This is a genomic window from Methylomonas sp. MS20 (assembly GCF_050275925.1).
Taxonomy (GTDB): Bacteria; Pseudomonadota; Gammaproteobacteria; order Methylococcales; family Methylomonadaceae; genus Methylomonas; species Methylomonas koyamae_A.
Genome location: NZ_CP189962.1, coordinates 24,062 through 48,512, shown reverse-complemented (window position 1 = coordinate 48,512; position 24,451 = coordinate 24,062). Strand labels below are relative to the sequence as shown.

The following is a 24,451-nucleotide window of genomic DNA, read 5'->3' as shown; positions in this document are numbered from 1 at the left end:
CTCCTTTAAACTAAATTGATTAAGTCCGAATTCACGGACTTGTATTTGACCAAGCTCTGTGGCTTGGGTATTGAACAATATTGACTTTTTTTCTTAAAAATTAACGTATAAATAAAATGGTTTAATATCTCTCCTGTAAACAAAAGGCAAAGCGAAACATGGAGGAGCCGGTAGGAAAAGTGCTACAAAACCCATGACAGTTTTACCGTACAAATGACAGTAATTCGGCGGGTAAACAATCTCGATTAAACGTTTCGAAATTGGCCCGGTGTTACTCCAACTTTTCTTTTAAACACGCGATTTAGATGACTTTGATCGGCAAAACCGCACAATATCGCAACGTCGGTTAATGCAATTCCGGTAGAAATAAACTTTTTGGCTTGAATAATTCGATACGCTTGCAAATATTCGTGGGGCGTAATTCCCAAGCATTTTTTAAAATTCCTTAATAGCACAAACGGATTCGATTTAGTGACTTCCGAAAGCTCGTTCAGAGAAATGTTTCGATTATAAAAAGTCCGCAAATATTCAATGGATATTTTCACTTTCGAAGGCTTTAATAGTTGCGGGCAAGCGTAATGATTGCCTGTCACTTGCTGCAAAAACCGATTCACAAACAAAGCCAGACAAGTCGATTGTTCCAGGGCACATTGGCTGGCTTCTAAAACTCTATGCGTATCGGCAAAGTAATTCCGTAAATACAGGTTATCAATGATCGGATTTTTAAAATCCAATACAAACTTGCTTAACTCATGCTTTTCGCAATAATCGATCAGTTGCCGAGGGCTGATTTTGATTTCGCGACAAATTGCACCGTCCTTGTTTATAAAAGCCGATTTCAGGGAGAATATTTGCCCCGCATCGCGCATCACTAGACAATTTGGCGTTTCAAGATAGTTCTGACCATTTTGCCGGCTTTTCCAAACCGCACCGGAAAAACCGATAATGGCAATTTCATCGTGAAAGATTTTTTCCAATGAAATCGACTGCTCGGGCGATATATCGAAGCGAGAAAAATGGCAACCTTCAATCTGCCAGTTCAGTATTTTGCTGGAAGGAGTTTGTCCCATAATTCAGTCTGTCCCGTTATTAAAGTGGTCTTAATAGGCTTTGCCAGGACTGCGGTAACGATTGCCACAGTCCGCTGCCGTTGACTTTCGCCCTAGGCATAATTCGGACGCTAACTTTTAAAAAACCATTTCGCGATTAGCCGGACATAGAGCGGCATAATCAAATACACCACCAAACCGACGATAACCAAAGCCAATACACCCTGGCGAATGCCGAACTCCCCCAGCTGCGGATACTTTACAAACAGGGGTTCCATCGCTGGCGGCACATACATCGTCAACGGCCAGATCACCGACGTCGTCACCAGCCATTGCTTCCAACGCCGCGGATGCTTACCCACCGCCGGCGGGGTAAACCAGTAATCGATGCCGGTTTTGATGTCGATCGCTTCTTCGCTGTCCAGAATCCCGGTAATTTCCTGAAGCAACTGCTGGCGTTCCGGAGACCGCTGCCAGAATTCCAAGGCCTGGATTCCGGCAAAGCGCACCACGATCAGATACTCGTTGTGGCCGTCCGGCGGCCGGACGACTTGTACCCCCAAATGCCCCGGAAAGCTCGCCGCGATCGGCATGATTTTGCTTAACCAACGCTCATACTGCTGAAGGTTGCGCTTACCTTTTTTCAGCCGATGGCGGATGGCGAAAAAAACTTGTTCGTTGTTGGGCGGCGTTTGGCTGATTTCGTTCATGGCGCACTACCGGCTGGGTTTCTCATGCGGGCGTAAATCAAACACCAACACTTCGGCATTGTGGCCCTGTTGTATATCGATTAGGCTCTCGCCGCGGATGCGGGCGCCATCGCCAGCGTGCAGCACGGTACCGTTCGCGGTCAAGGTGCCGCGTACCAGATGCACGTAAGCATAACGGTTATCCGCGAGCGTTAACTGCGCCTGTTCGCCGACATCGAAACAGCCGGCGTAAACCCGCACATCTTGGTAAACCGACAATGATCCTTCCGCACCGTCCGGCGAAATAATCAGCGCCAGCCGGCCTTGTTTTTGCGCGGGGCTAAAATGACTTTGCTGATAGCGCGGCTCGACGCCTTTGCTACTCGGCACCAGCCAAATTTGCAGAAAATGCACCAACTCGCTCTGCGAATGATTGAACTCGCTATGAGTCACGCCGGTTCCGGCAGTCATTAACTGAACGTCTCCGGTTTCGATCACCGAGCCGTTGTCCATCGAATCTTTGTGCGCCAGCGCACCGTCGATGACATAGGTAAAAATTTCCATGTCCCGATGCGGATGCGTGCCAAAGCCTTTACCCGGCTGCACAATATCTTCGTTGATCACCAACAAATCGGAAAATCCGCTTTGCTGCGGATCGTAGTAATTGCCAAAGGAAAAAGTGTGTCTTGAGAATAGCCAGTCGAACTGAGCGCTACCTCGGCGGTGGGCGGGACGAATTTCCAGCATGATCTAGCTCCTTTCAAAAATTTCGAATTAACATTCACTCAGCTTTTGTCTGAAATCTTGGGGTTTTAAGCGAGTGAAATTAGAATACTCCTGAGTTTTTAGTATTTAAAACGAGTTATTTTGCTTTTAATATTCGATTTTTTCGAAAGTGGTTTTGGAGATCTAATGAAGTTATCGCTGGAAGCTATTCAAATTATCGATGCGATCGACCGCACCGGATCGATGTCGGGCGCGGCTGAACTGCTGCATCGCGTACCCTCCACCATTTCCTATGCCGTCGGCAAATTGGAAGAACAATTGAATCTGAAATTATTCGAACGCAATGGCCCCAAGCTTTCGCTAACTCCGGCCGGAAATGCCTTGTTAAACGAAGGGCGTTTGTTATTGCACGCCTTTGGCGATCTCGAATCTCGGCTATATAAAATCGCGTCGGGATATGAAGCCGAGCTGACCGTGGTGTTTGATTCACTGATACCCAGCAGGGTGTTTATTAACGATTTGCATGAGTTTAATACCCTGGAATGCGGAACCCGCATTCGCTTCACCACGGAAGTGATGAGTGGGGTATGGGAGGCATTACGTGAGGAACGGGCGGATATCGTCATAGCCGTCGGCGATTGCCCGAATTGGAGCGGCTATCAAGTCAGGCAAATCGATACCGTGGATTTTGCATTTTGCGTCGCGCCCGTCCACCCGTTGGCTGCGGCGAATCAGCCAATTAAAACCGACATCCTGCATATGCATACGGTTATCGCCGTCGCCGACAGCGCCCGGTCGCTACCGGCAAAAACGGTAGGCTTATTGTCTGGACAAAAACGCATTACGGTGCCGAATATCGACACCAAAATCCAATTTCAACGGGCCGGATTGGGCTTTGGCTTTTTACCGCGACGATTAGTTGCCCAAGATCTGGAAACCGGATCGCTGATGGAGTTGCAGGTTGCAGAAGCGCGTCCGTCGGAACCGGTGTGGCTGGCAATGCGTACCGCAAATAAAGGTGAAGCGGCCAATTGGTGGTACCAAACATTAAGCCGGCCGCTGTTAAGCGACGTTTGAAATATCGGCGCATACCATTACCCAGCTTTAGCGTCGGCTTTACCGGTTATCCGAGTAGTTTCGATCTCATTTGGAAATACTAATGCCCAGCACCACCCATTTGGGTAATTCCGATTGTCGGATCTCATAATTAATGAAAAATTGACCCCAATAAAAATCAACGAGTTGCATAAATTATGAGACTTCCAATACTTAAAAAAATCTCATAATTAACGGCAAAAACCTAACAAAATCTCACAATTTGTGATAAAAGAATTAAAATACTTTAAATTCAACAGCTTATACAATAAAGTTTAACCGGGGCTTACTCTACATAAGGAAAGGTAAACCGTGGCGATGCGAACTAAAAATCTAGCATGACGGGGTTTAGCGCTGGTAATTCCCTTAGCAGGGATAAATTTTTTTAACTACTTGAATCAAATCCAGCCAAAAAGAATCATTGGCTTTTATTAACATATACGTTAATGAAGCGATTAATGGTAACCAAGCAATCCAGGCAAAAAATTTCAGCCTGCAGCTTAACCTAGAAAAAGTAGCGTCTAGGGTTTTAATGACATTTTGTAGAATCTGAATGATTTCATTGTCCCGCTGATCGATCCCCTTATCCCTTTTGAATTTACTCAATGACATCTGGTAGCTAGACTGTGCATTTGCCAAGTTGTCTTTCTGAATGCCTACAGCACTGTAAACCATATAGGAAACCAAAAGGTTACTCAGTAAATAAAACCAATTCGCTACATCAGAATCCGCTTTTTCAAGGATACCAATACCTGAAATTGCGATTGGTAAACTGAATAGGCGTCCACTTAAGCTGCTTACAATATCGCTGAGTTTTTGAGAAGCCGCTGCTTGTTGATCAGCAAGTTCAGCCTTTAGCTTATCAAATGTAAAACCGCTTAAATAGCGATCCCAAGATTTGTTAAAGCTTTCAATCACATCATTCCAATGCTCGATTAAATATAAAAATGCAGGTTCATTATTAGGAATGTGCTCAATAAACTCAGCTAGAGCTATCTGAAAAATGCTGACACGCTCGCTGGCGTGTATTGAACGAGCTTGGTTCCGCTCATTTAAAATGCTCTCCAGAACAGAAATATCGGGTGCAGCATACTTTAAAAGATCAGATGTAAATTGTGTCTGAAGGGTAACCGGGTGATAAATTTTATTGTCTTTATCGGGTATCACATAAACTAAACGATAGCTTTCATTACTATCTGGACTTCCGTCCCGATAATGCGCAATTTCTCCCAATAACCGAATCAAAGAACAAACTGTTCTCACCAGGACGATCTCAGGTAGATTCGCATCATCCGCAACGACCGTGTCTTCTTTGCATAAATACGTATTATTCGGCAAATTGCCTTTTGGTAACGGACTCGCAGAGTTGAGCCAATCGTTCGTATCGGCATAAAAAAAACAACGTTCGGTACGGGGGGCCGAAACCTCAATCCCAATCGACTGCCCCACCACCAGGTCGGGAATTTCCTCCTCCATATCCGTTGAATAGTCTGTTCCATTAACGGTAATAGTTAAGTTGCAGCAATTTTCCCCCCATAATCCAGACAAAAGCCTTCCATGCTCATCGTTGTAATTTACTTGAGCACAGAATTTGGTATGTTCTATAGGTGGCCGTTGAAGCAGCCGATATAGGTCTACCAGTTTTTGGAATTGGGGTGTTATGGACATTTATTCGCTTAATGTCTTATCAATGGCTTGTATTAGCCTTGGTGGGCATTTGATCGTCAGTGTGCCCGATTCCTTGTTGTAAAACAATTCGGCATTTCGATCTATGCCGACTGCCTTTTTATCAAAATTTAATTCCCAAGTTGACGTTGATTCACGAATTCGTACGTAGTCTTTCAGTTTGGTTTTATTCACGCCAAACGTGATAGGGACTTGAAACTTCTCGCTGTTTGCAACACGAGTAAAATCATTTAATGCCTGATGATGATCTGCAGGAACCACCTTGCGAACTTCATGATCAACCTCGTCCAAATGCGCAGGCTTATTGTCTTCTAGGCATTTTTCGAGATACTTAACAAGGTTATCTCGCGCCCTTTTTCTGAAGGGCTTTAAATTTTCATTAGCCTGAAAATACTCATCCACTGCAGAAAAAATGGCTTTGGTTGCGCGTGAGCTCGGAACCCCGTCTGTACAATTCAAAGCTTTAATAAAATAGCCCGAAACATCCTGATTAGTTCTTGGGCTTATGAAGCTCAAGTATGCTTTTTCGTCATCTGCCTCATCATCTTCTCTAGGTTCTGTATTTGCCTGATAGGTAGATAAATTAATGCGCGCCGCTTGGTGAATTTTAGCCAGGTCAATTGAAGTGCTACTTATCGGTTTGAGATTTTCATCAACTTTTAATCCTTGCTTGTCTTTGATCATAGCAATCAGCAGAAAGCGGTTGTACTGCACAAATACTATATAACCGCCAGTAGAGGATTGTTTTGCTTCCGCTTCACGCTTAAGCTCAATCATGCATCGACTGCTTAATGCCATAAAGTTTTCAACGTTTTCCTCATTTAAGTAGTCTTTAATGGTCTGCGGGAACTGATTAGTTACGTTGGATTCTGAGAAAGTACCGTAGATAGCACCGTTCTCTTTGGTTCCATAAATCTTACTGAGATCATTTACCAGCTTTATTACTAGATCATCGGTGACATCTAAAACAGCATTTGCGGGCTTTATCTCGGCTTCATTAGAGCCAGAATTTTTAAGTAGCTGATGAATGATTGCATGATTTATTGTCATCGTTTTTTCCATTTAAACTAAATGATTTTTCTTGCCGTTTATTTAATAAATGAATTTCAGCAGCTATTAGCTTGCGTGATATACTGCGGATTTCTTCAGAAACTTTTACATACCCACCTTTTTACAACCATTTCAAAGCATCTTCATATCTACCTGCGAGATAATGGTATCGAGCCACTCGAAAATAGTCTTTGATACGCCATGTTCTTTTAGTTCATCCCTTGGCCGGCACAAGGCCACGCCGACTAGTGATTAGCGCGACGTCTTTTTGATTAGCGTTGCGGTTGAAGCTCTTCAAAACACCCTGCTGCGTCTCAGGCGTCCAGAATATTCGCAGACGCTCACGTGCCCGAGTTACGGCTGTGTAGAAGATACTGTGTGTGATGTCATCTTCATTAGCATCGGTGATTACGATCTTGACGGAGTCATACTCGAGGCCCTGCGCCTTGTGGATCGACACGGCGTAGGCCACCTGGAATGGCACAGTGGTATTCAGTGAATCGTCGTCCTCATCGCTGGTATCGTATTCAAAGACGGAGAAGCGCACAGTCGAACCACCTATCCATTCGAGCTCATCACCGACGACGTCGAACTCGCTGAGTGGTAGATCAAGCTCGACATCGAACTGAATCCGACCAGGGGCATGCTCGATGCCGACGATTCGCCCCTTCAGGTTGTTGTAGATCACCGGTCGGAACCGCTCGGTCTCGTTGAAGAGAACCGGATCACCGATCTTGTACGTGGAGACCCGCCAAGTGGTCGCGGCGCCCGGGTTGCTGCTCTGCAGGAATCGGTTGATGTTGTTTATACCATAGAGGCCGTCATAGTTCAGACACAGGATGATCTCGTCCTGTCCTTGGGTCTCGAATAGTGTCTTATCAAGCACGGTCGAGTACCCGTTGCGGACCATGACCTCGGCGATGTCGTCTTCGATGGCCCGAACTTTGTTCCAGAAACCCAAAAGTGAGTTATTCTTGGTTCTGAAAGGCGTCGTCAGCTCGAACACGGACATGCTCGGGATGAATGAGCGAATGATTCCGAACCAATTGCCGAACTGGATCGACTCGATCTGATAGACATCACCGACGAGTACGAGCAGCTTGAAGGAGGTCTTATCCAGAACCTTGAGCAGGTCCTCGTTGCTAACGGTGCTGCACTCATCAATGATTAGGAGGTCGTACTCCTGACCGGAAGTTCTCCTGCCAATCTGGCTGCTGATCGTCCGAAAGTCCGAGTTCTGCGCCGTTACCTTGCGCTTTAGGTTGTCTATCGCTGGGTTAGTGTGCGCGAGGAAAAGCTTCTGCTTGTCGTTGAAGTAGTGCGCGATGTGATCCACCATCGTTGATTTGCCAGTGCCCGCCGCCCCGTAGATCAGGGCGATGCGCGACTGGCTGAACAACTGCTTGAGCGCATCCCTCTTGTCCGGGTCATCAATGTTACGAGGTGTTTCATCGAGCCAGCGCTCGACGGCTTGGGTGTAGCCGTCGATCCTTGACGATGCATACTCCTGCAGCTTCTGAACGATGGAGACAGTTTCGTTCTCATACCCGCAGATGAAAACGTGCCCTTTGTCGTGCACGAGACGACGCTCAGTATGCTTATGGTAGAGCTTGCTATTGTAAATGGAGATCAAGCCCGGGATATCTCCGAATTTTTCGAGGTCAACCACTGGCGTGTAGAGGATTCCGTGATGCTCCACGTTGTTTTTCACGCGTCGAGCCAGCAGTTCGTGATTACGCCCGTTCGTATCGAGGCTCTCGACAAGGTCCCAGTACCGGGGATTGTGCCCCGGCAACGATGTACAAAACGGCATGGTATCGAAAGGGATGCAGCCGAATTTAAGCTTCATTCCGGAGAGAAAATCACAGCCTCGCCCGTCATACTGCGACTTGAGTATCTGATTTTGCATCCGCAGCATGAGATATCTGAGGACGTTGTGCCCAGGAGCTGCGGTCCTCACGATGCGACGCACTTCGTCAAGTATGGGGAAAATATGTAACTTAGTGACAGCACTCATACCTTCCGCCCTCACCGTCGTGTACTTGTCGTCGGGCATATCAACTAGATCGAGTAGACTGTCAGAGTCCGCCGTCAGCCTGCGCATCAGAAAGCGATACTCTTCCGAGTTGGTCCGTGTTTCTATGGTGCCCCCCAAGAGACGTGCGAAGTTATTGAATTCGCACGGTCGAATCGACACCTCCCACTCAAGTATGATTGTAATCGGCATTGTTTGGTCGAGTACTTCGATAGCGTCTCGCCGGAGCGTCAACATGGCCGCGTACTTTTCAGTTATATCGATATCGGTGAAGGCGATGATGCGGTCGAACTTGCTTACCTTGTTAGCGGCGCGGTAGAAGGTGACTTCGTAGTAGATGCGCCGGCCAACGAAGAACGGCCGAGTTTTGTGAATATAGTATCTGTCGCGCGGACTACCGTCCGGTCGAGATGAACGGGCCACCTCAATTCTTGCTGCGATCTTCTCGTGGTACTCCCTCAGGGACGGATCCAGATCGACAGGGAATTCCTCTAGATTTGCCAACACCGAGACCCCACAGCTGTCTCGAAGCAAGCTGCGGATACGGAGAAGGTACTCGTAGTACTTGAGCATTAACCGCTCGGAAGCATCTCCATCCAGGGTGTAGTGGGATGCACTTTTCTGAATAAGTTTGTGGAACTTGCCTAGGAAGTTCAATTTCGCCTTGCTCTTGACGAAGGTGAGCCCCTGTTCTATCACGTCGTAGTTGAATTCGGCATCTGGTGAGCCCGTGTACAGACGAACCGCTACGCCCTCGACTAGATTCCGGAGCTGAGAAAGCACGTTTTGGGAGAGCAATGCCCGCTGGTCAGCGAGCAATTCGATATTTCGACAGATCGCTTCGTCAGCGCTCTGTATCTGCTTTCTGACCGTAGCCATTAACTGTCAAGTTCCGCTTGATAAAAGAAAGTCATGGGCGTCCTCTTCTTACTTATAGCCATCCTGCTGTTATCTCCTCTTCGAGCGGTCAATGAACATCCCAGTAATTCGGGTTCTGCTCAAGCTTAACTAGTAATGAAAAAGTTTCTGTATATCATTTAGTGACAGTTGGTAATAGCCGGTAATGATCGAATTGCAGCGATTGAGTTAGATTAGGCGATAGACCACAACGAGTTGATTTTCCTCTTTCAATTCCGACAGAGCAAGTTCGGCCAAAACCCGCCGGTCGGGGTAACCATCCAATTTCAATAGGTAAGGCAACCAGTAACCCAGCCGAATGTCCGGTATTCGGCTGGCAAATTGGCATTGTCAACTCACCACTACGGCCATTACCCGACCGTCGGGGTCACTATCCAATTTCAATAGTTAAGGTACCCAGTGACCCAGTTGAATGTCCGGTATTCGGCAAGCAAATTCACTATATCACTGCGCCACTATGTTAAGGGTTGTCGGATGCCTGCCCTTCATTGCAGACCGTGTTGCTGGGACAAATCGCCGAGGGCAGGCGTCGGACAAGCCCCGAGGGAGGAAACCGCGGGCCACGCAGCGGAGAGCTAGGAAGGGTAACCGTCTATGGGGATTTGAGGATAACGTGGGTCGTTGATCCGATTAAAAGTCTCACGCAGGGGCAACCGGCGTCGAGCAAATGCCGTGACGTTATGCAGATGTGGGCAATTTTTAGCCGGCTCACCGTGGGTGAATTGAGGGTTTTCTGCCAGCAAGCCAAGCGTACCCGAAGTGGGTGAAAACCAACGCAGTAAAGATGCCGTGATTCGCCTTCGCCAAGTGGATATCATCATGGCGTACCTCCCGGTGCAGGTGGCCCCCGAATCTGCGGTTTGCGCGCTAAGATTTCGATGATCATCATCGCCGCTCCGCAATCTGGGCAGACGAAGGTAGGCTGAGCTGCTTTTTCAGGCGCATCAGCCATAGCCTCCTTGGATTCGACCTGAGCAGGTCCAACCTTTAGCAGTTCGCGCACGTGGTTCATATGATCACGCCGCCTGGCATTGGCAAGCAGCCCATAATGCCGGATACGGTGAAAGCCACTGGGCAGCACATGAAGCAGAAAGCGGCGAATGAACTCATCTGGGCTGAGGGTCATGGCTTTATGCCGCGTTCTGCCTTTAGCCCGATAGTCTTTCCAGCGGAAGGTGACACCACGTTCATCCATGGCCAGCAGTCGTGAATTGGCAATGGCCACACGATGGGTATAGCGCGATAGATACGCCAATACCGCTTCGGGGCCGGCAAAAGGGCGTTTGGCGTAAACCACCCATTCGCATTTTCTCAGCGGCGCAAGCCAATCGGCAAAGGCCGTCGCATCGGAGAGATGGGTATACTCGCCGAAGAACTGTAGTTGCTTAGCCGCATGCGCTTGGCTCAGTGCCTCCAGAAATCGGCGTCGAAACAGCCGCGACAGCACTCTGACCGATAAAAAGAAGCCGCGCTTGCAGTTAACCCAGCGCTCACCGTCCAGCGACAAGCCACCGCCCGGCACGATGCCATGCACGTGCGGATGATGGGTTAAGGCCGAGCCCCAGGTATGCAGCACCAGGGTGGCGCCGATCTGCGCACCCAGATGTTTCGGATCGGCGGCTATCGTCCGTAGGGTCTCGGCCGCTATTTCGAACAGAAAAGCATAGATCACCGCCTTGTTGTAATAAGCGATGGCGCTGATCGGCGCCGGCAGAGTAAACACCACGTGGTAATACTCGATCGGCAACAGATCGGCCTGGCGGGCTTCGAGCCAGCGTTTGGCCGCGCTGGCCTGGCACTTCGGGCAATGTCGGTTACGGCACGAGTTGTAGGCGATATCTTGATGCTGGCAGGCCGGGCAACACAGCACATGACCACCCAATGTCGCGGTACGACACTGTTCGATGGCGGACATGACTTTCAGCTGACCCAGGCTCAAGTGATCATGCTGAGCGTCTCGCCAAGCAGATCCGTGGGCGCGGAAAATATCCGCGACCTCGAGCGCGAGGCGTGCCATGGGTTGGCAGCACTACAGGGGCTGCAAGGTCTCGATCGGACTGACGACCTCCCGCAGAATATCGGTGGCGACCTGCGCATACAGCGCCGTGGTCTCCAGCTTCTTATGGCCGAGCAATACCTGGATGACGCGGATATCCACCTTTTGCTCCAGCAAATGAGTGGCAAAACTGTGCCTCAGCGTATGCATCGATACCCGCTTGTCTATCCCTGCGGCCTCGGCGGCGGCATGGACTGCGCGGGTGAGTTGACGGGTGCTGAGCGGGTCGATAGGGTCCAAGCCTGGAAATAGCCAGCCGCCTGGCAGCATTTTGCCTTGGGCATGCGCAAACTTCCACCAGGTACGCAAGCGTTCCAGCAACACCGGTGACAACATCGCATAACGATCCTTGCTGCCTTTGCCCTGTTCGACGCGCAAGGTCATGCGCTGGCTATCGACGTCACTGATCTTCAGCGACACGACCTCGCTGGCCCGCAAGCCCGCGCCGTAAGCGACCGATAAGGCCGTTTGATGTTTGAGATTGTCAGCTGCGGCTAGCAAGCGAGCCACCTCTTCGCGACTCAAGACCACCGGCAGTTTACGTGGCTCATGCACCGCGCGCATCTTGGCCATTAACTCGGGGTGATCCAGCGTGGTCTCGAACAGAAACTTCAGGCCGGTGAGATTGGCATTCAGTGAAATCGCCGAAATACCAGAGTCGACCAAGTGCAACTGATAGCGGCGTAGATCTTCCGTGCTCGCCGTATCCGGTGAGCGACCCAGAAACTTCGCGAATCGCTTCACAACACGGATATAACTGGCTTGGGTTTTGGGGGATAACTTACGCATCCGCATGTCGTCGAGCATGCGTTGGCGCAACGGGCTGATGGGTTTGTCTGTGGAACTCATGACACGTCTCCTATCTCGAAACAAGGCAAATTGCCTCGTCTCTTGGATAGGGAAACACATGATTTGCTGCCAATTATCCTCGGGCTTTGCTACACAGACTCCCTAACGCGTAGCGGTTTAGTCCTTTGGCCAAAAGCTGCCGAAGCATCAACTTCGCTATACGGCTGCAAGTGACCTTATTGCTGCCATTGAGTTTGATAGAAATCTATCGTTGCTGATGTTTTCAAAGGCGAATTCGGCTCCAGAGGCATCCGCCATGCCCCGAGTCAACGAACGCATTCAGATGGAAAGGCATCAGTGGTTGATTGCTTCGCGAATCCGCCGAATGACACGGCTTATATACGCCATACAGATGTATTTTCCATTAGAGAAAAATCGTTAGACCGATACCACATTCGGCGGATTCAGACTGGGTTAAAACCTGCTGACTTAAGAAGAATAGTTCGGGTTGACTACATTAAAAAAACATAGTCTCTTAACCACTTATCAACTAAGGGTGAACAGGTATTCTGGGCAGCGTCATCTGATGGATTACAGTCGGAAGTGATAAACAGCCTTAAAAACATATAAGTCATTGCAACGGCCTTTTCGATTTGCCTTTTATTATTTAAACTAGCTTGGTCGTGTTCGCAGTGCTGAGGATATGCTTCTGAGACGTTATCTTTGTTGTCGTTGTAATTATAAAACTCTTCAATTTTCCAATCGGCTGATCGACGAACATGTGAGCTTGAGTATGAGTCTTGTATGACATGCAATGCCGATCCTAGCGATAGTAATGCTATGGCCTTAGATCGGGCGAAAGGTTTCTCTTCCTTAGACAATTCATTATATTGCTCCGCACTATATTCACCATAACTCGAAAAATTGCCACATTGAGAAAATATCCTTTCAAATTTAAAATAGACATTTTCTCTCGACTCAAACTTTTTAAGTTTTTTATAATCACTGTAGTCGCATTGGCGTTTATGACCTAAAAATATACGGTAATAGTTGTTTGTTGGAACTAGCTCGTCTGGGAATTCCTGCAATTTACAAAAGTTTTTCTGTTTTTTCCATTGTTCAATTTTTTTTGCGAGATTGAAATTATTTTTAATATAGTCAATTGACTTATAAATAGTTTTACTTGGTTTCTCTTCACTAGTTGACTTCATGGAGTGCAAAAACTGCAAACCACCTTTATGCGACTGGTAAGTTAAAGTCCCATCGACTTTAAGAATCTCCTCAAAATCCTGTGCCTTCAACTTGTCTTGAATATAGGGTAATGGAAGCCATAATGGCTGATGCCTCATCAATAGCTCAGTTGGGTCGTCGTTAAATTCGGTTCCGCTGATAAATGCATCATTAGTGGAAAGCTCATGAAAAAAACTAGATTTATTTACTTTGTAAGCATTGCATTTCCCATGAAAAACCCCTTCTTCTAATTTATATTTAATATTTCCATATTCTGTGTTGCATAATGAAATAACTGCGGTGGACGTTATCATTTCATGAAGAGGTTTGGCGCTAAATGCTTTATAAAATGTACCATCACATTCTTCACAGGGCTTTTCATTGTAAGAGATACTGCTTATCCAGTTTTTTGATTCGGGCCCTTGTGGTTTAATTTCAAAAGAAAATGCGGAAAAACTGATTACGATAAAAATTATATAAATAAAGTTTTTCATAAAATTACTTGATACTATGCGTTGCATAACAGATTGCGTATATGTAACGCATAAAACATTGGAGAATGATCGTTGAAACCATCTTCCGGCAATTGAAAAACCCATCCACTGCGCAATCCACCCAGGGCATTGATGAGATGCTTCCAGCGGCCAACAAACTGTTCAGAAACCGACTGCCAAACAGTGATGTCGTCGATCAATTGGCCGTCGCTATCGATATATTTGAGCTGACCGACATGCACATAGGGGCGCCACGGCACGCGTGGCACGATGTCGTTGTTATTGACGAAGCGATAGGTATTGACAAAATAGTCATCGGCGAAAGACTGGTCGCCGACGCGCGGTGAACCAAAGTTATATACGCCTTGGACATGGCCGAAACGATCGGCGGCCAAGGTCGCCAGCGCCGCACCCAGGCTATGGCCTGTCATCCACACTGTTCTGTTTTTGCCTGTCTCACTCAATAAGTTTTTAAGGCAAGGCAGTAACTGCTCGTCCCAAATTTGATCCAGTGCGTCCATAAAGCCTTTATGCACATTGCCGCCTTGTTTTGAATATACCGGAATCACCTTGGCATCGGTCACGACATCCTTGATGACCTCATTTAATGCCTCCTTGAGCGATCCGTTGGTTTCGCCCGGTTTCACTACCTGAGTGCCGCGAAACGCCACAATGATGACGTTATCGGTATAAACCACGTAGCATTGAGTGCCATCTCCCTGAATGACATCGTTGTCATATACCGTAAAGCCCGCGTCATTGAATTTGCCAATAGCAAAATCGGGTTCCGCATAGGACAGCAAAGCCGATTCGGCCAGCCACCAAGCGTTACTTAGCGAAAAAGCCTGACTGCGGGGCTGAAAGGGGTATTGGTTTTTATAGAGAAAATAGTCGTGGTCTTTATTGGGTGGGAGCACATTGGCGAATGTGGCTGGGGGAAGTTCTGTTCGCATAATCATTCCTCTATATCAATAAACGGTGTTGATTTTGTATCCCGGTCGCTAGCGAAGTAAAAATACCGGCTAAATTTTTATCGGTCGCCAAAATAATGATTCAGTTGTTTGGCTCGGCATTTGGTTTGACATTGGTTGCTGCGGAGCACGCACTTTTGACCAACTCCGGTTTATTTTGATTGGCGGCTTGTTGGCTTTCGACGGTGTCTGGAATACGGCAAGACTTCAGCTTTTCTTGATAACACCCTAGGTTGTCTGGTGTAACTTGAACCCTGGAATAGGCTTTTTTCACTTCCATCATGCAAAACAGCATGCTTTTCGCTTGGTAATAGTTTTGAAGAATATTGGTAATATGAGCGCCTGCATCTTGTGCTTTTGCCGCTGCTTCTTGAATAGCTTTGTCGGGTAAAATGCTTGGTTTTTCAGTCGTTGGGGCTGATTTTGCGCCATCCTCTGCGGTATCCACTTTTTTCTGACCGACCTGACCATCGATATTGACGTTAATCGGCGCCGAAACGCTTGCCAGTGCCCGATGTACATAGGTTAAGTCCTCGATGCTCAACAACGTCAAGCTGTAAATATCGAAAAATGCCAAGATGTCGTAATACTCGTTTTTGGTGAGTAGACCGTTCATATGCGCTTCGCACGCGCGGTACATCGAATCCCGTAGCATCTGAATCACAGATGTTCTTTCACCAAGTTCGGCAACGGATTTGGCATAGTGACCTGATACTTCGATGTTTTTGCCTTCTGCTAAAGGGGCTTTTAAGGCTGCGCCAACAGCAACAGCGGCCATCGCATCGGGACTTGGCTCCGCGCAGACGACTCTTTTTTGCATTAATTCAATAGGTTTGTTGTCTTTATCCAGAATATTCGCTTTATCGGTCACCAGCAGCATGCGTTCATCCGCCTCAAGCGTCATGCTGTTTTGCATCCAGCCATCGATGCCAAAAGAAGAGCAACCCGTTAAGACAAAACCAACCGTAAAACCAGCTATTAGAAAAGTTGTTTTCATTGTTTTCTCCACATGATTTATTAACGCGATGATGTGTGTCGCTTGAATACTGGTCGTCCGATTAGTGAAAAGTAACCAAGCTGTCTTTTGATATCAATCCAATTAACCCAAGAATCGAAAAGACTGTTCTGCTTTCCTCTTGAGTGCTTACGGCTTTTTGATCTGAGCAGATATAACCGGCGGCAAGAGTTGCGGTGCTTGTTCCAGCGGATCCGCCTGAAAAACTGATAATTTTAGGTAGTGCGGTAGTGCTTTGCGTACCAAGCATCTAATGCTTGAATTAGAAAATCGATGACGCCGAAGGTATAGGAACCAGCAGAAATGGCATCGGCACCTGCTAATCCTAGTTCAAAAGTTTTATCACTCATACGCACCTCCTGAGTTATTGTTTTTTGGATCTACGAACTTTGAAGATCAGGGTCTAACCTTATAGCTGATTCATAAATATTTCAATTATTAACTCTTCATTTCGAATTATGGGCCGCCCACAGCACAACAGAGAATATCTTTAATTGCTTTGAATTATCGAATCGTGAATCAAAAACAATATAAAAACACACGAATCGATTAAATTGTATATCCGCTTTGTAGCCAATTGTGAACATTGTTTGAAATGGAATGGATGTGTCTTATTGATCCGGCCCTCTGAAGTTTGAAAATTTTTGCCTCGGTATTATCAGAAAGCCAATAAATACGCTGGCTTTGGCAATACCAGTATTAGATAAGTTAAAACTTCAAGTTGCCGAATCCATAGTGTTCAATGTAAAGGCAATGACCGCTCTATCCTCCAAGGTGGTCATCGGTGGTTCGCGTCAATTCCGTTTAAATGGCGGCTATCGTCAATCACCATATTTTCAGCACAAAACCAGTTGCTGATAGTGATTGACACGCTTGAAAGTGTTCACTTAAATTATCGGCTCCCCATACACTCAACTAGCGATGGAAGTAATTCACTATTGAAGGACTTACTAATAGTCTGGTCCGGTGATGATCTCTTTGATAAAGTTAGTATGCGCCTAATTCGCAATTGGAGGATTACATGCGGCGATTTTTCCTAGTTCATCTTTCGGACTTGCACATCACAGGACCGGAAGCCGAAGATGCTCTGTGTACGCTAACCAGCGCTGTAAGCAAGGAACTGGATAACGTACGTATGAAGACCGGAAGTGCAGTCTACCTTATTATTACTGGCGATCTTGTTAGTGCTCCAACGACCAAGGCCATAACCACCGCCAAGAATTATGTTGAATCCCTTGAGAAAGAGTTGCCACTGAGCCATCCACCATTGATTGTGCCTGGCAACCATGATGTCAAGAAAATGGGCGGTTCTATTTGGAAAGACGATCAGTCCTTCTTTGACGCTTTTCCTTCGAGTTTAGGAGTATGGCACAAATCATTCGTGACCGATGGTCTTGAGGTAATAGGTCTCGATTCAAACGGCAAAGCGAATTTCGCGCGTGGTAAATTGAACCAAAATTCTTACAACGGTCTCCTTAAGTCGTCAAATGAGTTAGCAAGGAAGATTCGTGATGCCAAGGCCGCCCGAACCGATGAAGAAGCAGGTGAGCTTCGCATACTCGCGCTCCATCATCATCCGCTTCCTCTTGCAGCAGGAGAAGGATTCAAGGAACTCGGGTTTATTCCTGACGAAGGGTTCATGTACCTCCAAAGTCCTGCAACATTTCTCGGTGCGGCGATGTCTTTTGATTGCCACGTTATCTTGCATGGGCATCGACATGTGTCTGGACTTGCACGCTATTCTATTCCCAATGATGGAATATTCACTCGTGACTATCTTTCCGAGGACGAGGCGTGGTCGACAATTTATGTCCTTTCGTGTCCCTCATCTACCGGGGTAAGTGGTGACGACGCAGGATTCAATATTCTTGAGTTCGTAGAGAAGGACGGTCTAAATAGCTACCGTCCAGAACTTAAACTCTACCGCTTTACCCGCCCCCTAAATGCTTTCGCATTTAAACCATTGGACAAACGAGGAGTAAGCAACTGTATAAGGTTGCCGTTGGGAGAGGACGTACAGCGCGATTTTGCCATCACTGTGTTTTGGAAGGTGAGTGCGATCCGCGAAGATATTTGGCGCAACGACCTTTTGTCGATGGCCTCCTCACTCTTCAGGCGTCGTGCGTTTCAAAGAATCGATGAGGAAGACTGGGCCGAGGCACTCTACGTTTATACCGCTACAGCCAACGCTTGGAGTGAGGTCGTGAGGCGGCTAAAGGAGAAAGATGACGTCGATGCCGGTAACGATGTGTTCAACGCGCTTCTCTTACTCCAGGACGCGTCAGCAGTAGCCCTTGACGTTAAGGGGGCGCTTTTTGATGATCTGCGCAAGCACATATTCAATCGCCGCGCCTACGACGGCAAGATGCCTCGGCGTAGCACTGAAAAGACGTGCAGCGAAGGTCGCAAGAAAAAGCATGAGGCACTCGAACAGTTGCGTATTGGTCTCCAGCGCCTGGGAGTCGAAGAGTGGCTTCCAGAAGTAAGGTAACGAATGTCTTGGCTGTTTGGTCTGGTCCTAAAGAGCCAGGGAAGCTCTGATAAATCGGTGGGCCAAATGCAGAAAGGGTTAACCTACCAGTAACGACTGAAATTTCCCCTCTTCGCAGTATTGAAAATCGGCTCATGGCATTAAGTACCATAGGGGAGTAATCAAAAGCTGACGTTTATGGGAATGGGGAATCACTAAGCCCGCGACAGTCAGCTTTGGTCACTTGAGATAAATCATTATAATTTTACGATCGTCAGCTACCTTGATAACTGAAGACGAGCACTTTACTGATTTTGGCAGCGAGCAAGTGACCGCTTTTGGCCGATTGGTTGAAATCGCCAAAGGCAGCTTTCTGGGCAACCAGTTCGCAGAATGCGGATTTGGTTGACTGACCGCTTTGGAGGAGTGCGGCCGTCAAGTTTGGGTCGATAGGACCAATTCGCTAGATACCGAAACCAAAATTCATCTACGACATAATCAAAATGTTATATTGGTTGGGCTTCGGATAGTATCCGATGGCGCCATTTGGGCGGAAGGTCGCCAGGAGTCACAAGATCGACTCTTACAGTGAGTAAGTCTTGCAATTCGACCTGCAGACCGCCAAGATCAAATAAAGTCGTACCGTCCAAAGTATCGACCAATAAATCAAGATCACTGTCTTCGCGGTCAGTTCCATGTACTACCGAGCCAAAAACTCGTGGATTGGTCGCGCGAAAGCTTTCAACCAACTGGCGTATCTCGATGCGATGCAATTCCAGCGCTTCTGATGGTCTCACGAGTATAACTTTGTCATACCAAACACCACATCACTGGGTCTTTCAATTCAAATGAGTTGCTCATCTCCAATGTCGCAGCCCATTGTAAAGTGGTCTTAGAAAATGAAAAAGTTTGTAAGCGATCTATAGACAGCGTCTATGTCAGTTCCTCGAAAGAAGCGAAGATAGTGTCCACTTATAATCAGGTGGACACTTATGAAGGAGCACACTACTCGCCGCTTATCGCGCCCATTGATTACAGGACACGGGCGAGATGGCCGATGTCTTTATGATCCGGAAGCCAAACGGGAGTTGGTCCGAATCTGTTTGCAACCGGGTATATCGGTTGCCAAGGTCGCGCTAGAACACGGCATCAATGCCAATCTGCTGCGTAAATGGATAGGCTTATACCAAGAAGCAGGCTCCGCTGTCCGGAACGGCGCATTAGCGTTGCCGACTTTTGCACCCGTTTTAGCGCTGGGTGCGGAGCAGCCGGCTAAGCCAGCGCTAAACATAACCTTACCCAACGGCATCAGGCTTGAACTGCTGTCTGTTGCATTAAGCGATTTGCCGTTGCTTTTGAATGCGTTGGCTGAGCTGCCATGTTCCGTTTCGAACCGGGATTAAAAGTCTATCTGCACCGCGAGCCAGTCGATGGCCGCAAGGCGATCAACGGTTTGGCTTTGCTGGTGGAGCAGGCATTAGGCCTAAACCCCTTTGAGCCGGCCATCTATGTATTCAGCAATCGCCGCCGGGATCGGATCAAATTGTTGTTGTGGGACCGCACGGGTTTCTGGCTGATGATCAAGCGACTGGAAGCCGATCGATTTTGCTGGCCGAAAGACGCGGCCGTTGTGACCTTGACCGTCGAGCAACTCCATTGGTTGTTAGCCGGTATTGACCTGGCGGCGATGCAGCCGCATCCGGTGCGAATGTATACAAAAACCAGCTGAAACAATGACTTAAATCTCGTAAAATGGCGGCATGACGACCATCATCACGCTGTCCACCGAAGACTATCAGGCTTTGCTGACCGAGCAACAACGGCTGGCTCAGCAACTGCGCTTGGTGACGGTCGAGCGTGATCTGTTGAAAGAACGCGTGGATGCCTTTTTGCATCGTCTCTATGCCGCGAAGTCCGAAGCGCGTGCTAATCCGGCGCAGCGTGATCTGTTTTTGAACGAAGCCGAAGCCTTAGCCCCGAACGGCGCTCCCATTGCTGAGGAAACCGGCGAGCCCCAAGCCATCGAAGTCGCCGGTCACAGCCGCAAGAAGCGCGGTCGCAAACCGCTCGATCCCCATCTGCCGCGCGAGATCGTGCGCCATGAACTACCGGAAGCCGAACGTGTGTGTACGCATGACGGTGCCCGTCTGGTGGAGATCTGTGCGGAGATCAGCGAACAACTCGATATCGTGCCGCAACAGGTTCGGGTGATTCAGCATCACCGTATCAAATATGCCTGCCCCTGCTGCGACAACAGCATTCGGGTGACGCCGGCACCGGCGCGCATCATTCCTAAAGGCTTATTCACCGAAGCCGCATTGGCCTGGATCGTCACTGCCAAATACCAAGATGGTCTGCCGCTGTACCGACAAGCCGCATTACTCGGCCGATTCGGCGGCGATCTGTCGCGCACTACGCTGGCCGCCAGCATGGTACGGGTCGGGCAGGCGGTGCAGCCCATCATCAATTTACTGCGCGATCATCTGCTGGAAGCCGATCTGATTCTGGGCGACGAAACCGTGGTTCAGGTGCTCAAGGAATCCGGGCGAGCTGCGCAAACTAAAAGTTATTTATGGGCACAGATGACCGGTTCCGGCCCGCCGATCCGACTGTTCAGCTACACGCCAGGGCGCGGCGGCACGCATGCGCAACCATTGTATGAAGGCCTCAAACCCGGCGCGGTATTAATGAGCGACGGTTATGAGGTGTATAACGCCATTGCGGCGGTGCGCGGTGCCATTCACCTCGGCTGCTGGGCGCATGCGCGCCGTTATTTTGTCGAAGCGGAAACGGCCATTCCCAAAGCCGCGCGTGGACCGGAATCACTGGCGACACAGTTTATTGCGGCGATCGGCGAACTGTACGCCATTGAAGCCAAGGCCAAAGACCTGAGCGCCGAACAGCGTGGACAACAACGACAACTGTTAAGTCAACCGGTATTGGCCAAGATCGAAGGCTTGCTGGTAGAGCATTTGCATGGGGTCACTCCCGGCAGTTTGCTGGGCAAGGCCTTGCATTATCTGTCGTCGCAGTGGCCGAAGCTGATCCGTTTTGTTGAAAACGGTACTTGGCCTATTGATAACAACCTCTGCGAAAACGCTATTCGCCCGTTTGTCGTTGGTCGCCGCAACTGGTTGTTCTGCGACACAGTGGCCGGTGCCCATGCCAGCGCGAATCTCTACTCGCTTATTGAAACCTGCAAAGCTAACGGCATCGAACCCTACACCTATCTGGTGGCGTTGTTCCGTCAGTTACCTCTGGCCAAAACCGTCGAAGACTTCGAGGCATTGCTGCCTTGGCAACTCGTCGAGCCAAAAACCGCATAAATTGATACAGTCCTGGCTTTGTTTAAAAAATCAATCGCGTGGTTTAAAGGGCGCATACAAAAGTTTCATTGGAAATTCCAGTCCCATGCAGGTATGAATTGAAAAATTAGCTCAGCCAGGTAGTTTTCTGTGGCGCCAATTACTCGAAGATGAGGAAATATTACATTCCATAGCCGAAAACCTAAAATGCCCAAAGCGCCTGAACAAAATCGGAGTAGCGATGAATTCGATAATGCCACCAAACTACATCAGCTCTTACCGGATTGGCTCAGACAAGCGCAGTAAGGCGAAGAAATTATCATACTGATCTTGGCAAAACCATTGCTCATATTATTCCTACTACCGATACGGCCTTTAAAAATTGCGATCAGTGAAAAATCTCCGCACTAATAGCTAACGGTAAAAACAGAGAATCCATTGCAAAACTGAATGGCAAGTCCACTAAAGGATAGCTCGGAGGTTCAGCCTTGAGTTTTCCGATAGTCACATCGTCGTTTTCTAACGCCGCCCAATCGAGCCTGGTTCCGCTATAGACGAATACGCGCTCATACAAGGGCACCTCGGCATTTAAGCTTTTGAACGTTGCGCATCCCGATAGAAATAAGACGCAAACAATCCCACCTATGAGTTTCTTCAACCTTATCCTCTGTCCTATGGCCACGAACATGCTAAGTGCATGACTTGCTTTGAGCTAGAACTGTTGTTCGCAGGGAATGCCGTCATTGTCACCATCCATCTTCGTACCAGGGCAATTTTGTAGATAAAATTCAGCTTCTTCATACGAGGTCATTTCAGAGCAATATACCTTGCCGCGACACTGAAAAGTCTGAGTTGGTTTTGGTGGTTCAGCTATTGGTAATACTGGCTGGCCACTAGATAGATTTTGACTACCAAACTTGCTGAGGATTGAAACAACAGCAACTACAAGCAGCACTGGAATAAATCTATATCCAGATTTCTTATACGGTGGTCTATAGGTGTTATAGCCTCTGGGAGGCCTTTGCTGCGGAGCGCTTGATTTTTGTGTTTTTGGCTTCCTGTCTATCGGTGCAACTGTCAAAACCTGAGATACGCCTTCGATTTTTGCGTTGATCGCGCGTAGCTTGCCTTTGTCATCCAGACTGGTTTCGTAAGTTATGATGTCACCAACTATAGGTGGACGACTCATAGCTTTTAATGCTGATATGTGGATAAAAATATCGGTACCGCCTGACTCCGGTTTTATGAATCCAAAACCTTTATCGTCTATCCAGCGAACCAGCTTGCCTCTTTCGGTTTCCATAGCCTAGTTATTTGCCATTATAAGATTAACTAGCCTAGTCAAATGCCTTCCAATTACAAATCGGTACTTCAACAAATCAAGCACCTCCTTCGCATAAGTATAACCACACTCAAATTAAGCACCGCTCGTCATCATGCCTTGGATTATTCACATAATCGCTAATCGGTGTTGTAGTCATATCAGCGTAAGCATGATTATCCAGGAGTCGAAACATGTCATCTTCCCCGGCTGATTTATTCAGCAAATCCCGGTAATGGTCTATCTATCGCCTATTCAAAAACGTCACGCTACCGACAGAAGACGGTATGACGCAAGTGGATCATATGATCGTCATGTTCGTTCCCAATCTTCAATCAATTTTGGCGTTATGCCGAATACTAAAACAGGACAACCTTCATGTAATCCTGCATTGAGCCGGTATAGGAGCTTGTTCATCCAGTTTTTACTGGCGCCGTATTTCGCTTTTCCGATTTCAACGGTTTCCTCGCCCGATTTATTGAGCTGAGGCACCTTGTTCAAAACGAGATTCAGATTATCGCTACGTGTCACGATGACCACTGAGCTAATCAGTCCAAATTCGTGGAACGCCCGAAAGGCATGCAAATCCCGGTCGAACTTTTCTTTGGTTGAGTTCCATTCAAAAGCAAAGGCAACACGACCTTTTACATAGTCGATTTTATGCCTATCAGTAAAGGCCTCGATCAGCTGAGTTTTAGTGTCAGGGCGTTTCACTTTTTGGACTTTTCCATCAGACAAAACCTGTTCATCGTACTCATGAAGCCTCACTATAAGGTCTCCTTGAATCCGCGATTCGACCCATCCACTAGGGCGTAAAGTACGCGAAAATTTCTGGGGTATATCGGATTTGTTTCCACCTGGCGTTCCTAAGTCTCGCTTCGTAATACGGAAAACCAGCAAGGCCGCTTCTATTTCTTTGAGTTCCTCGGGAAAGGAATTAGCCAAAATAGCCGCCGCATGTCGGTAGCTATACACGTCATACAGCGCACGTACTTCGCCGCTAATATATCGGTCAACATCTGCCGGGTTGTCGGCATTAAGGCCGGGATAGAGCATTACATCATCCGAATCGTTCGCGTCGAATTCTTGTTCTTCAAGTTCGTTTTCGTTATCCAATTCTGGATCTTGTCCGTTTTCCATATAGAGTATTGTTAGCCATTGCTTTGCCTCCTAGTGAGGCTGGTTTTGGTTAGGCAAGCTTTCCGGGTGCCTCCGGTAAGCTTGCCGCCCTTTTCTCATGTTAAAGATGGTTACTAGTTTCCAACCGTCAGTTTTTGCCGGTCTATCAACCTTCGATCAATTTTTGTTGTGTACACAGACCCTAGTTATCGCCCCAATCACATCTAAAAACTGATTGCATAATTGAAAGCGCGAGCTATTCCCCCCTTGTGAGGTTTTTGTGCCCAACCAGCCGACGGACCTGTTAACTGGGTTATAAAAGATGTAAATAACCGGGGATTTCGATCAAAAAGGCCGGAATTTGGCTAGGTAAATAGCCTCTCAACTTAAAACCTACATCGACCCGCGACCTATTCCCCCTAATTTTCCCAAC

Annotated in this window: 22 protein-coding genes; 6 read left to right on the top strand and 16 right to left on the bottom strand. The window is 47.8% G+C overall.

Annotated features, from left to right (window positions below; all coding sequences use genetic code 11):
• Positions 1-245: 245 nt before the first annotated feature.
• The 3 genes from ACQE3D_RS00195 to ACQE3D_RS00185 all read right to left on the bottom strand — a co-directional run bounded on the left by ACQE3D_RS00195 (position 246) and on the right by ACQE3D_RS00185 (position 2,485).
• A complete protein-coding gene (locus ACQE3D_RS00195) occupies positions 246-1,070 on the bottom strand; it encodes a helix-turn-helix transcriptional regulator (RefSeq protein WP_313729433.1) in 825 nt (274 codons plus the stop codon).
• 110 nt (positions 1,071-1,180) lie between these two features.
• Positions 1,181-1,759 (bottom strand): antibiotic biosynthesis monooxygenase, encoded by a 579-nt coding sequence (locus tag ACQE3D_RS00190; protein WP_313729434.1) that lies wholly within the window; start codon positions 1,757-1,759, stop codon positions 1,181-1,183.
• A gap of 6 nt (positions 1,760-1,765) precedes the next feature.
• Positions 1,766-2,485 (bottom strand): pirin family protein, encoded by a 720-nt coding sequence (locus ACQE3D_RS00185; RefSeq protein ID WP_313729435.1) that lies wholly within the window; start codon positions 2,483-2,485, stop codon positions 1,766-1,768.
• A 165-nt stretch (positions 2,486-2,650) separates the two neighbouring features.
• Between ACQE3D_RS00185 and ACQE3D_RS00180 the strand changes: the two genes are divergently transcribed.
• Positions 2,651-3,541: a LysR family transcriptional regulator gene (locus tag ACQE3D_RS00180; protein ID WP_313729436.1), complete on the top strand. Its 891-nt coding sequence runs from the start codon at positions 2,651-2,653 to the stop codon at positions 3,539-3,541.
• A gap of 384 nt (positions 3,542-3,925) precedes the next feature.
• Here ACQE3D_RS00180 and ACQE3D_RS00175 read toward each other — a convergent pair whose 3' ends face one another.
• From ACQE3D_RS00175 to ACQE3D_RS00135, 9 genes are all read right to left on the bottom strand, one after another.
• Complete coding sequence (locus tag ACQE3D_RS00175; RefSeq protein WP_313729437.1) at positions 3,926-5,227, bottom strand: hypothetical protein; 1,302 nt, start codon at positions 5,225-5,227, stop codon at positions 3,926-3,928.
• Positions 5,228-6,295 carry a nucleoid-associated protein gene (locus ACQE3D_RS00170; RefSeq protein ID WP_313729438.1) on the bottom strand — a complete coding sequence of 356 codons (1,068 nt, stop codon included), beginning with the start codon at positions 6,293-6,295 and terminating at the stop codon, positions 5,228-5,230.
• Between the two features lie 214 nt (positions 6,296-6,509).
• On the bottom strand, positions 6,510-9,209 hold the full coding sequence (locus ACQE3D_RS00165; RefSeq protein ID WP_313729439.1) for an ATP-dependent DNA helicase: 2,700 nt from the start codon (positions 9,207-9,209) through the stop codon (positions 6,510-6,512).
• A gap of 856 nt (positions 9,210-10,065) precedes the next feature.
• Positions 10,066-11,265: an IS91 family transposase gene (locus ACQE3D_RS00160; RefSeq protein ID WP_313729440.1), complete on the bottom strand. Its 1,200-nt coding sequence runs from the start codon at positions 11,263-11,265 to the stop codon at positions 10,066-10,068.
• 12 nt (positions 11,266-11,277) lie between these two features.
• Positions 11,278-12,153: a tyrosine-type recombinase/integrase gene (locus ACQE3D_RS00155; RefSeq protein WP_313729441.1), complete on the bottom strand. Its 876-nt coding sequence runs from the start codon at positions 12,151-12,153 to the stop codon at positions 11,278-11,280.
• Between the two features lie 452 nt (positions 12,154-12,605).
• Positions 12,606-13,817 (bottom strand): hypothetical protein, encoded by a 1,212-nt coding sequence (locus ACQE3D_RS00150; protein WP_313730898.1) that lies wholly within the window; start codon positions 13,815-13,817, stop codon positions 12,606-12,608.
• A gap of 14 nt (positions 13,818-13,831) precedes the next feature.
• Positions 13,832-14,770, bottom strand: a complete 939-nt coding sequence (locus ACQE3D_RS00145; protein ID WP_313730899.1) for a lipase family protein — start codon at positions 14,768-14,770, stop codon at positions 13,832-13,834.
• A gap of 100 nt (positions 14,771-14,870) precedes the next feature.
• Positions 14,871-15,785: a hypothetical protein gene (locus tag ACQE3D_RS00140; RefSeq protein ID WP_313730900.1), complete on the bottom strand. Its 915-nt coding sequence runs from the start codon at positions 15,783-15,785 to the stop codon at positions 14,871-14,873.
• A 233-nt stretch (positions 15,786-16,018) separates the two neighbouring features.
• A complete protein-coding gene (locus ACQE3D_RS00135) occupies positions 16,019-16,153 on the bottom strand; it encodes a hypothetical protein (RefSeq protein ID WP_313730901.1) in 135 nt (44 codons plus the stop codon).
• A 671-nt stretch (positions 16,154-16,824) separates the two neighbouring features.
• Here ACQE3D_RS00135 and ACQE3D_RS00130 point away from each other — a divergent pair.
• The gene (locus tag ACQE3D_RS00130) at positions 16,825-18,294 is read left to right on the top strand and encodes a metallophosphoesterase family protein (protein WP_313730902.1); all 1,470 of its coding nucleotides are present in this window, start codon (positions 16,825-16,827) and stop codon (positions 18,292-18,294) included.
• Positions 18,295-18,556: 262 nt separating this feature from the next.
• Entirely contained in the window at positions 18,557-18,682 is a 126-nt protein-coding gene (locus ACQE3D_RS00125) for a hypothetical protein (RefSeq protein ID WP_427551355.1), read from the top strand.
• A gap of 97 nt (positions 18,683-18,779) precedes the next feature.
• Here ACQE3D_RS00125 and ACQE3D_RS00120 read toward each other — a convergent pair whose 3' ends face one another.
• Positions 18,780-19,070: a nucleotidyltransferase family protein gene (locus ACQE3D_RS00120; protein ID WP_313730903.1), complete on the bottom strand. Its 291-nt coding sequence runs from the start codon at positions 19,068-19,070 to the stop codon at positions 18,780-18,782.
• 195 nt (positions 19,071-19,265) lie between these two features.
• On the opposite strand from ACQE3D_RS00120, the gene ACQE3D_RS00115 reads away from it, so the two are divergent.
• From ACQE3D_RS00115 to tnpC, 3 genes are read left to right on the top strand one after another with little or no spacing between them, the layout of a single operon-like run.
• Positions 19,266-19,676, top strand: a complete 411-nt coding sequence (locus ACQE3D_RS00115; RefSeq protein ID WP_313728781.1) for a transposase — start codon at positions 19,266-19,268, stop codon at positions 19,674-19,676.
• Entirely contained in the window at positions 19,652-20,002 is a 351-nt protein-coding gene (gene tnpB / locus ACQE3D_RS00110) for an IS66 family insertion sequence element accessory protein TnpB (protein ID WP_313728782.1), read from the top strand. Before ACQE3D_RS00115 ends, tnpB begins: the two co-directional genes overlap by 25 nt.
• A 31-nt stretch (positions 20,003-20,033) precedes the next feature.
• Positions 20,034-21,599, top strand: a complete 1,566-nt coding sequence (tnpC, locus tag ACQE3D_RS00105) for an IS66 family transposase (RefSeq protein ID WP_313728783.1) — start codon at positions 20,034-20,036, stop codon at positions 21,597-21,599.
• Positions 21,600-21,966: 367 nt separating this feature from the next.
• On the opposite strand, the gene ACQE3D_RS00100 is transcribed toward tnpC, so the two are convergent.
• From ACQE3D_RS00100 to ACQE3D_RS00090, 3 genes are all read right to left on the bottom strand, one after another.
• Positions 21,967-22,266: a YceK/YidQ family lipoprotein gene (locus ACQE3D_RS00100; protein ID WP_409521106.1), complete on the bottom strand. Its 300-nt coding sequence runs from the start codon at positions 22,264-22,266 to the stop codon at positions 21,967-21,969.
• 24 nt (positions 22,267-22,290) lie between these two features.
• The gene (locus tag ACQE3D_RS00095) at positions 22,291-22,881 is read right to left on the bottom strand and encodes an excalibur calcium-binding domain-containing protein (RefSeq protein WP_313729477.1); all 591 of its coding nucleotides are present in this window, start codon (positions 22,879-22,881) and stop codon (positions 22,291-22,293) included.
• A gap of 330 nt (positions 22,882-23,211) precedes the next feature.
• Positions 23,212-24,039 (bottom strand): BglII/BstYI family type II restriction endonuclease, encoded by an 828-nt coding sequence (locus tag ACQE3D_RS00090; RefSeq protein ID WP_313729478.1) that lies wholly within the window; start codon positions 24,037-24,039, stop codon positions 23,212-23,214.
• Between the last annotated feature and the right edge of the window lie 412 nt (positions 24,040-24,451).

Excerpts from the sequence above, each read along its gene's own strand:
- ACQE3D_RS00195 (WP_313729433.1), bottom strand. The coding sequence starts at position 1,070 with ATGGGACAAACTCCTTCCAGCAAAATACTGAACTGGCAGATTGAAGGT.
- ACQE3D_RS00190 (WP_313729434.1), bottom strand. The coding sequence starts at position 1,759 with ATGAACGAAATCAGCCAAACGCCGCCCAACAACGAACAAGTTTTTTTC.
- ACQE3D_RS00185 (WP_313729435.1), bottom strand. The coding sequence starts at position 2,485 with ATGCTGGAAATTCGTCCCGCCCACCGCCGAGGTAGCGCTCAGTTCGAC.
- ACQE3D_RS00180 (WP_313729436.1), top strand. The coding sequence starts at position 2,651 with ATGAAGTTATCGCTGGAAGCTATTCAAATTATCGATGCGATCGACCGC.
- ACQE3D_RS00175 (WP_313729437.1), bottom strand. The coding sequence starts at position 5,227 with ATGTCCATAACACCCCAATTCCAAAAACTGGTAGACCTATATCGGCTG.
- ACQE3D_RS00170 (WP_313729438.1), bottom strand. The coding sequence starts at position 6,295 with ATGACAATAAATCATGCAATCATTCATCAGCTACTTAAAAATTCTGGC.
- ACQE3D_RS00165 (WP_313729439.1), bottom strand. The coding sequence starts at position 9,209 with ATGGCTACGGTCAGAAAGCAGATACAGAGCGCTGACGAAGCGATCTGT.
- ACQE3D_RS00160 (WP_313729440.1), bottom strand. The coding sequence starts at position 11,265 with ATGGCACGCCTCGCGCTCGAGGTCGCGGATATTTTCCGCGCCCACGGA.
- ACQE3D_RS00155 (WP_313729441.1), bottom strand. The coding sequence starts at position 12,153 with ATGAGTTCCACAGACAAACCCATCAGCCCGTTGCGCCAACGCATGCTC.
- ACQE3D_RS00150 (WP_313730898.1), bottom strand. The coding sequence starts at position 13,817 with ATGAAAAACTTTATTTATATAATTTTTATCGTAATCAGTTTTTCCGCA.
- ACQE3D_RS00145 (WP_313730899.1), bottom strand. The coding sequence starts at position 14,770 with ATGCGAACAGAACTTCCCCCAGCCACATTCGCCAATGTGCTCCCACCC.
- ACQE3D_RS00140 (WP_313730900.1), bottom strand. The coding sequence starts at position 15,785 with ATGAAAACAACTTTTCTAATAGCTGGTTTTACGGTTGGTTTTGTCTTA.
- ACQE3D_RS00135 (WP_313730901.1), bottom strand. The coding sequence starts at position 16,153 with ATGAGTGATAAAACTTTTGAACTAGGATTAGCAGGTGCCGATGCCATT.
- ACQE3D_RS00130 (WP_313730902.1), top strand. The coding sequence starts at position 16,825 with ATGCGGCGATTTTTCCTAGTTCATCTTTCGGACTTGCACATCACAGGA.
- ACQE3D_RS00115 (WP_313728781.1), top strand. The coding sequence starts at position 19,266 with ATGAAGGAGCACACTACTCGCCGCTTATCGCGCCCATTGATTACAGGA.
- tnpB (WP_313728782.1), top strand. The coding sequence starts at position 19,652 with ATGTTCCGTTTCGAACCGGGATTAAAAGTCTATCTGCACCGCGAGCCA.
- tnpC (WP_313728783.1), top strand. The coding sequence starts at position 20,034 with ATGACGACCATCATCACGCTGTCCACCGAAGACTATCAGGCTTTGCTG.
- ACQE3D_RS00100 (WP_409521106.1), bottom strand. The coding sequence starts at position 22,266 with ATGTTCGTGGCCATAGGACAGAGGATAAGGTTGAAGAAACTCATAGGT.
- ACQE3D_RS00095 (WP_313729477.1), bottom strand. The coding sequence starts at position 22,881 with ATGGAAACCGAAAGAGGCAAGCTGGTTCGCTGGATAGACGATAAAGGT.
- ACQE3D_RS00090 (WP_313729478.1), bottom strand. The coding sequence starts at position 24,039 with ATGGAAAACGGACAAGATCCAGAATTGGATAACGAAAACGAACTTGAA.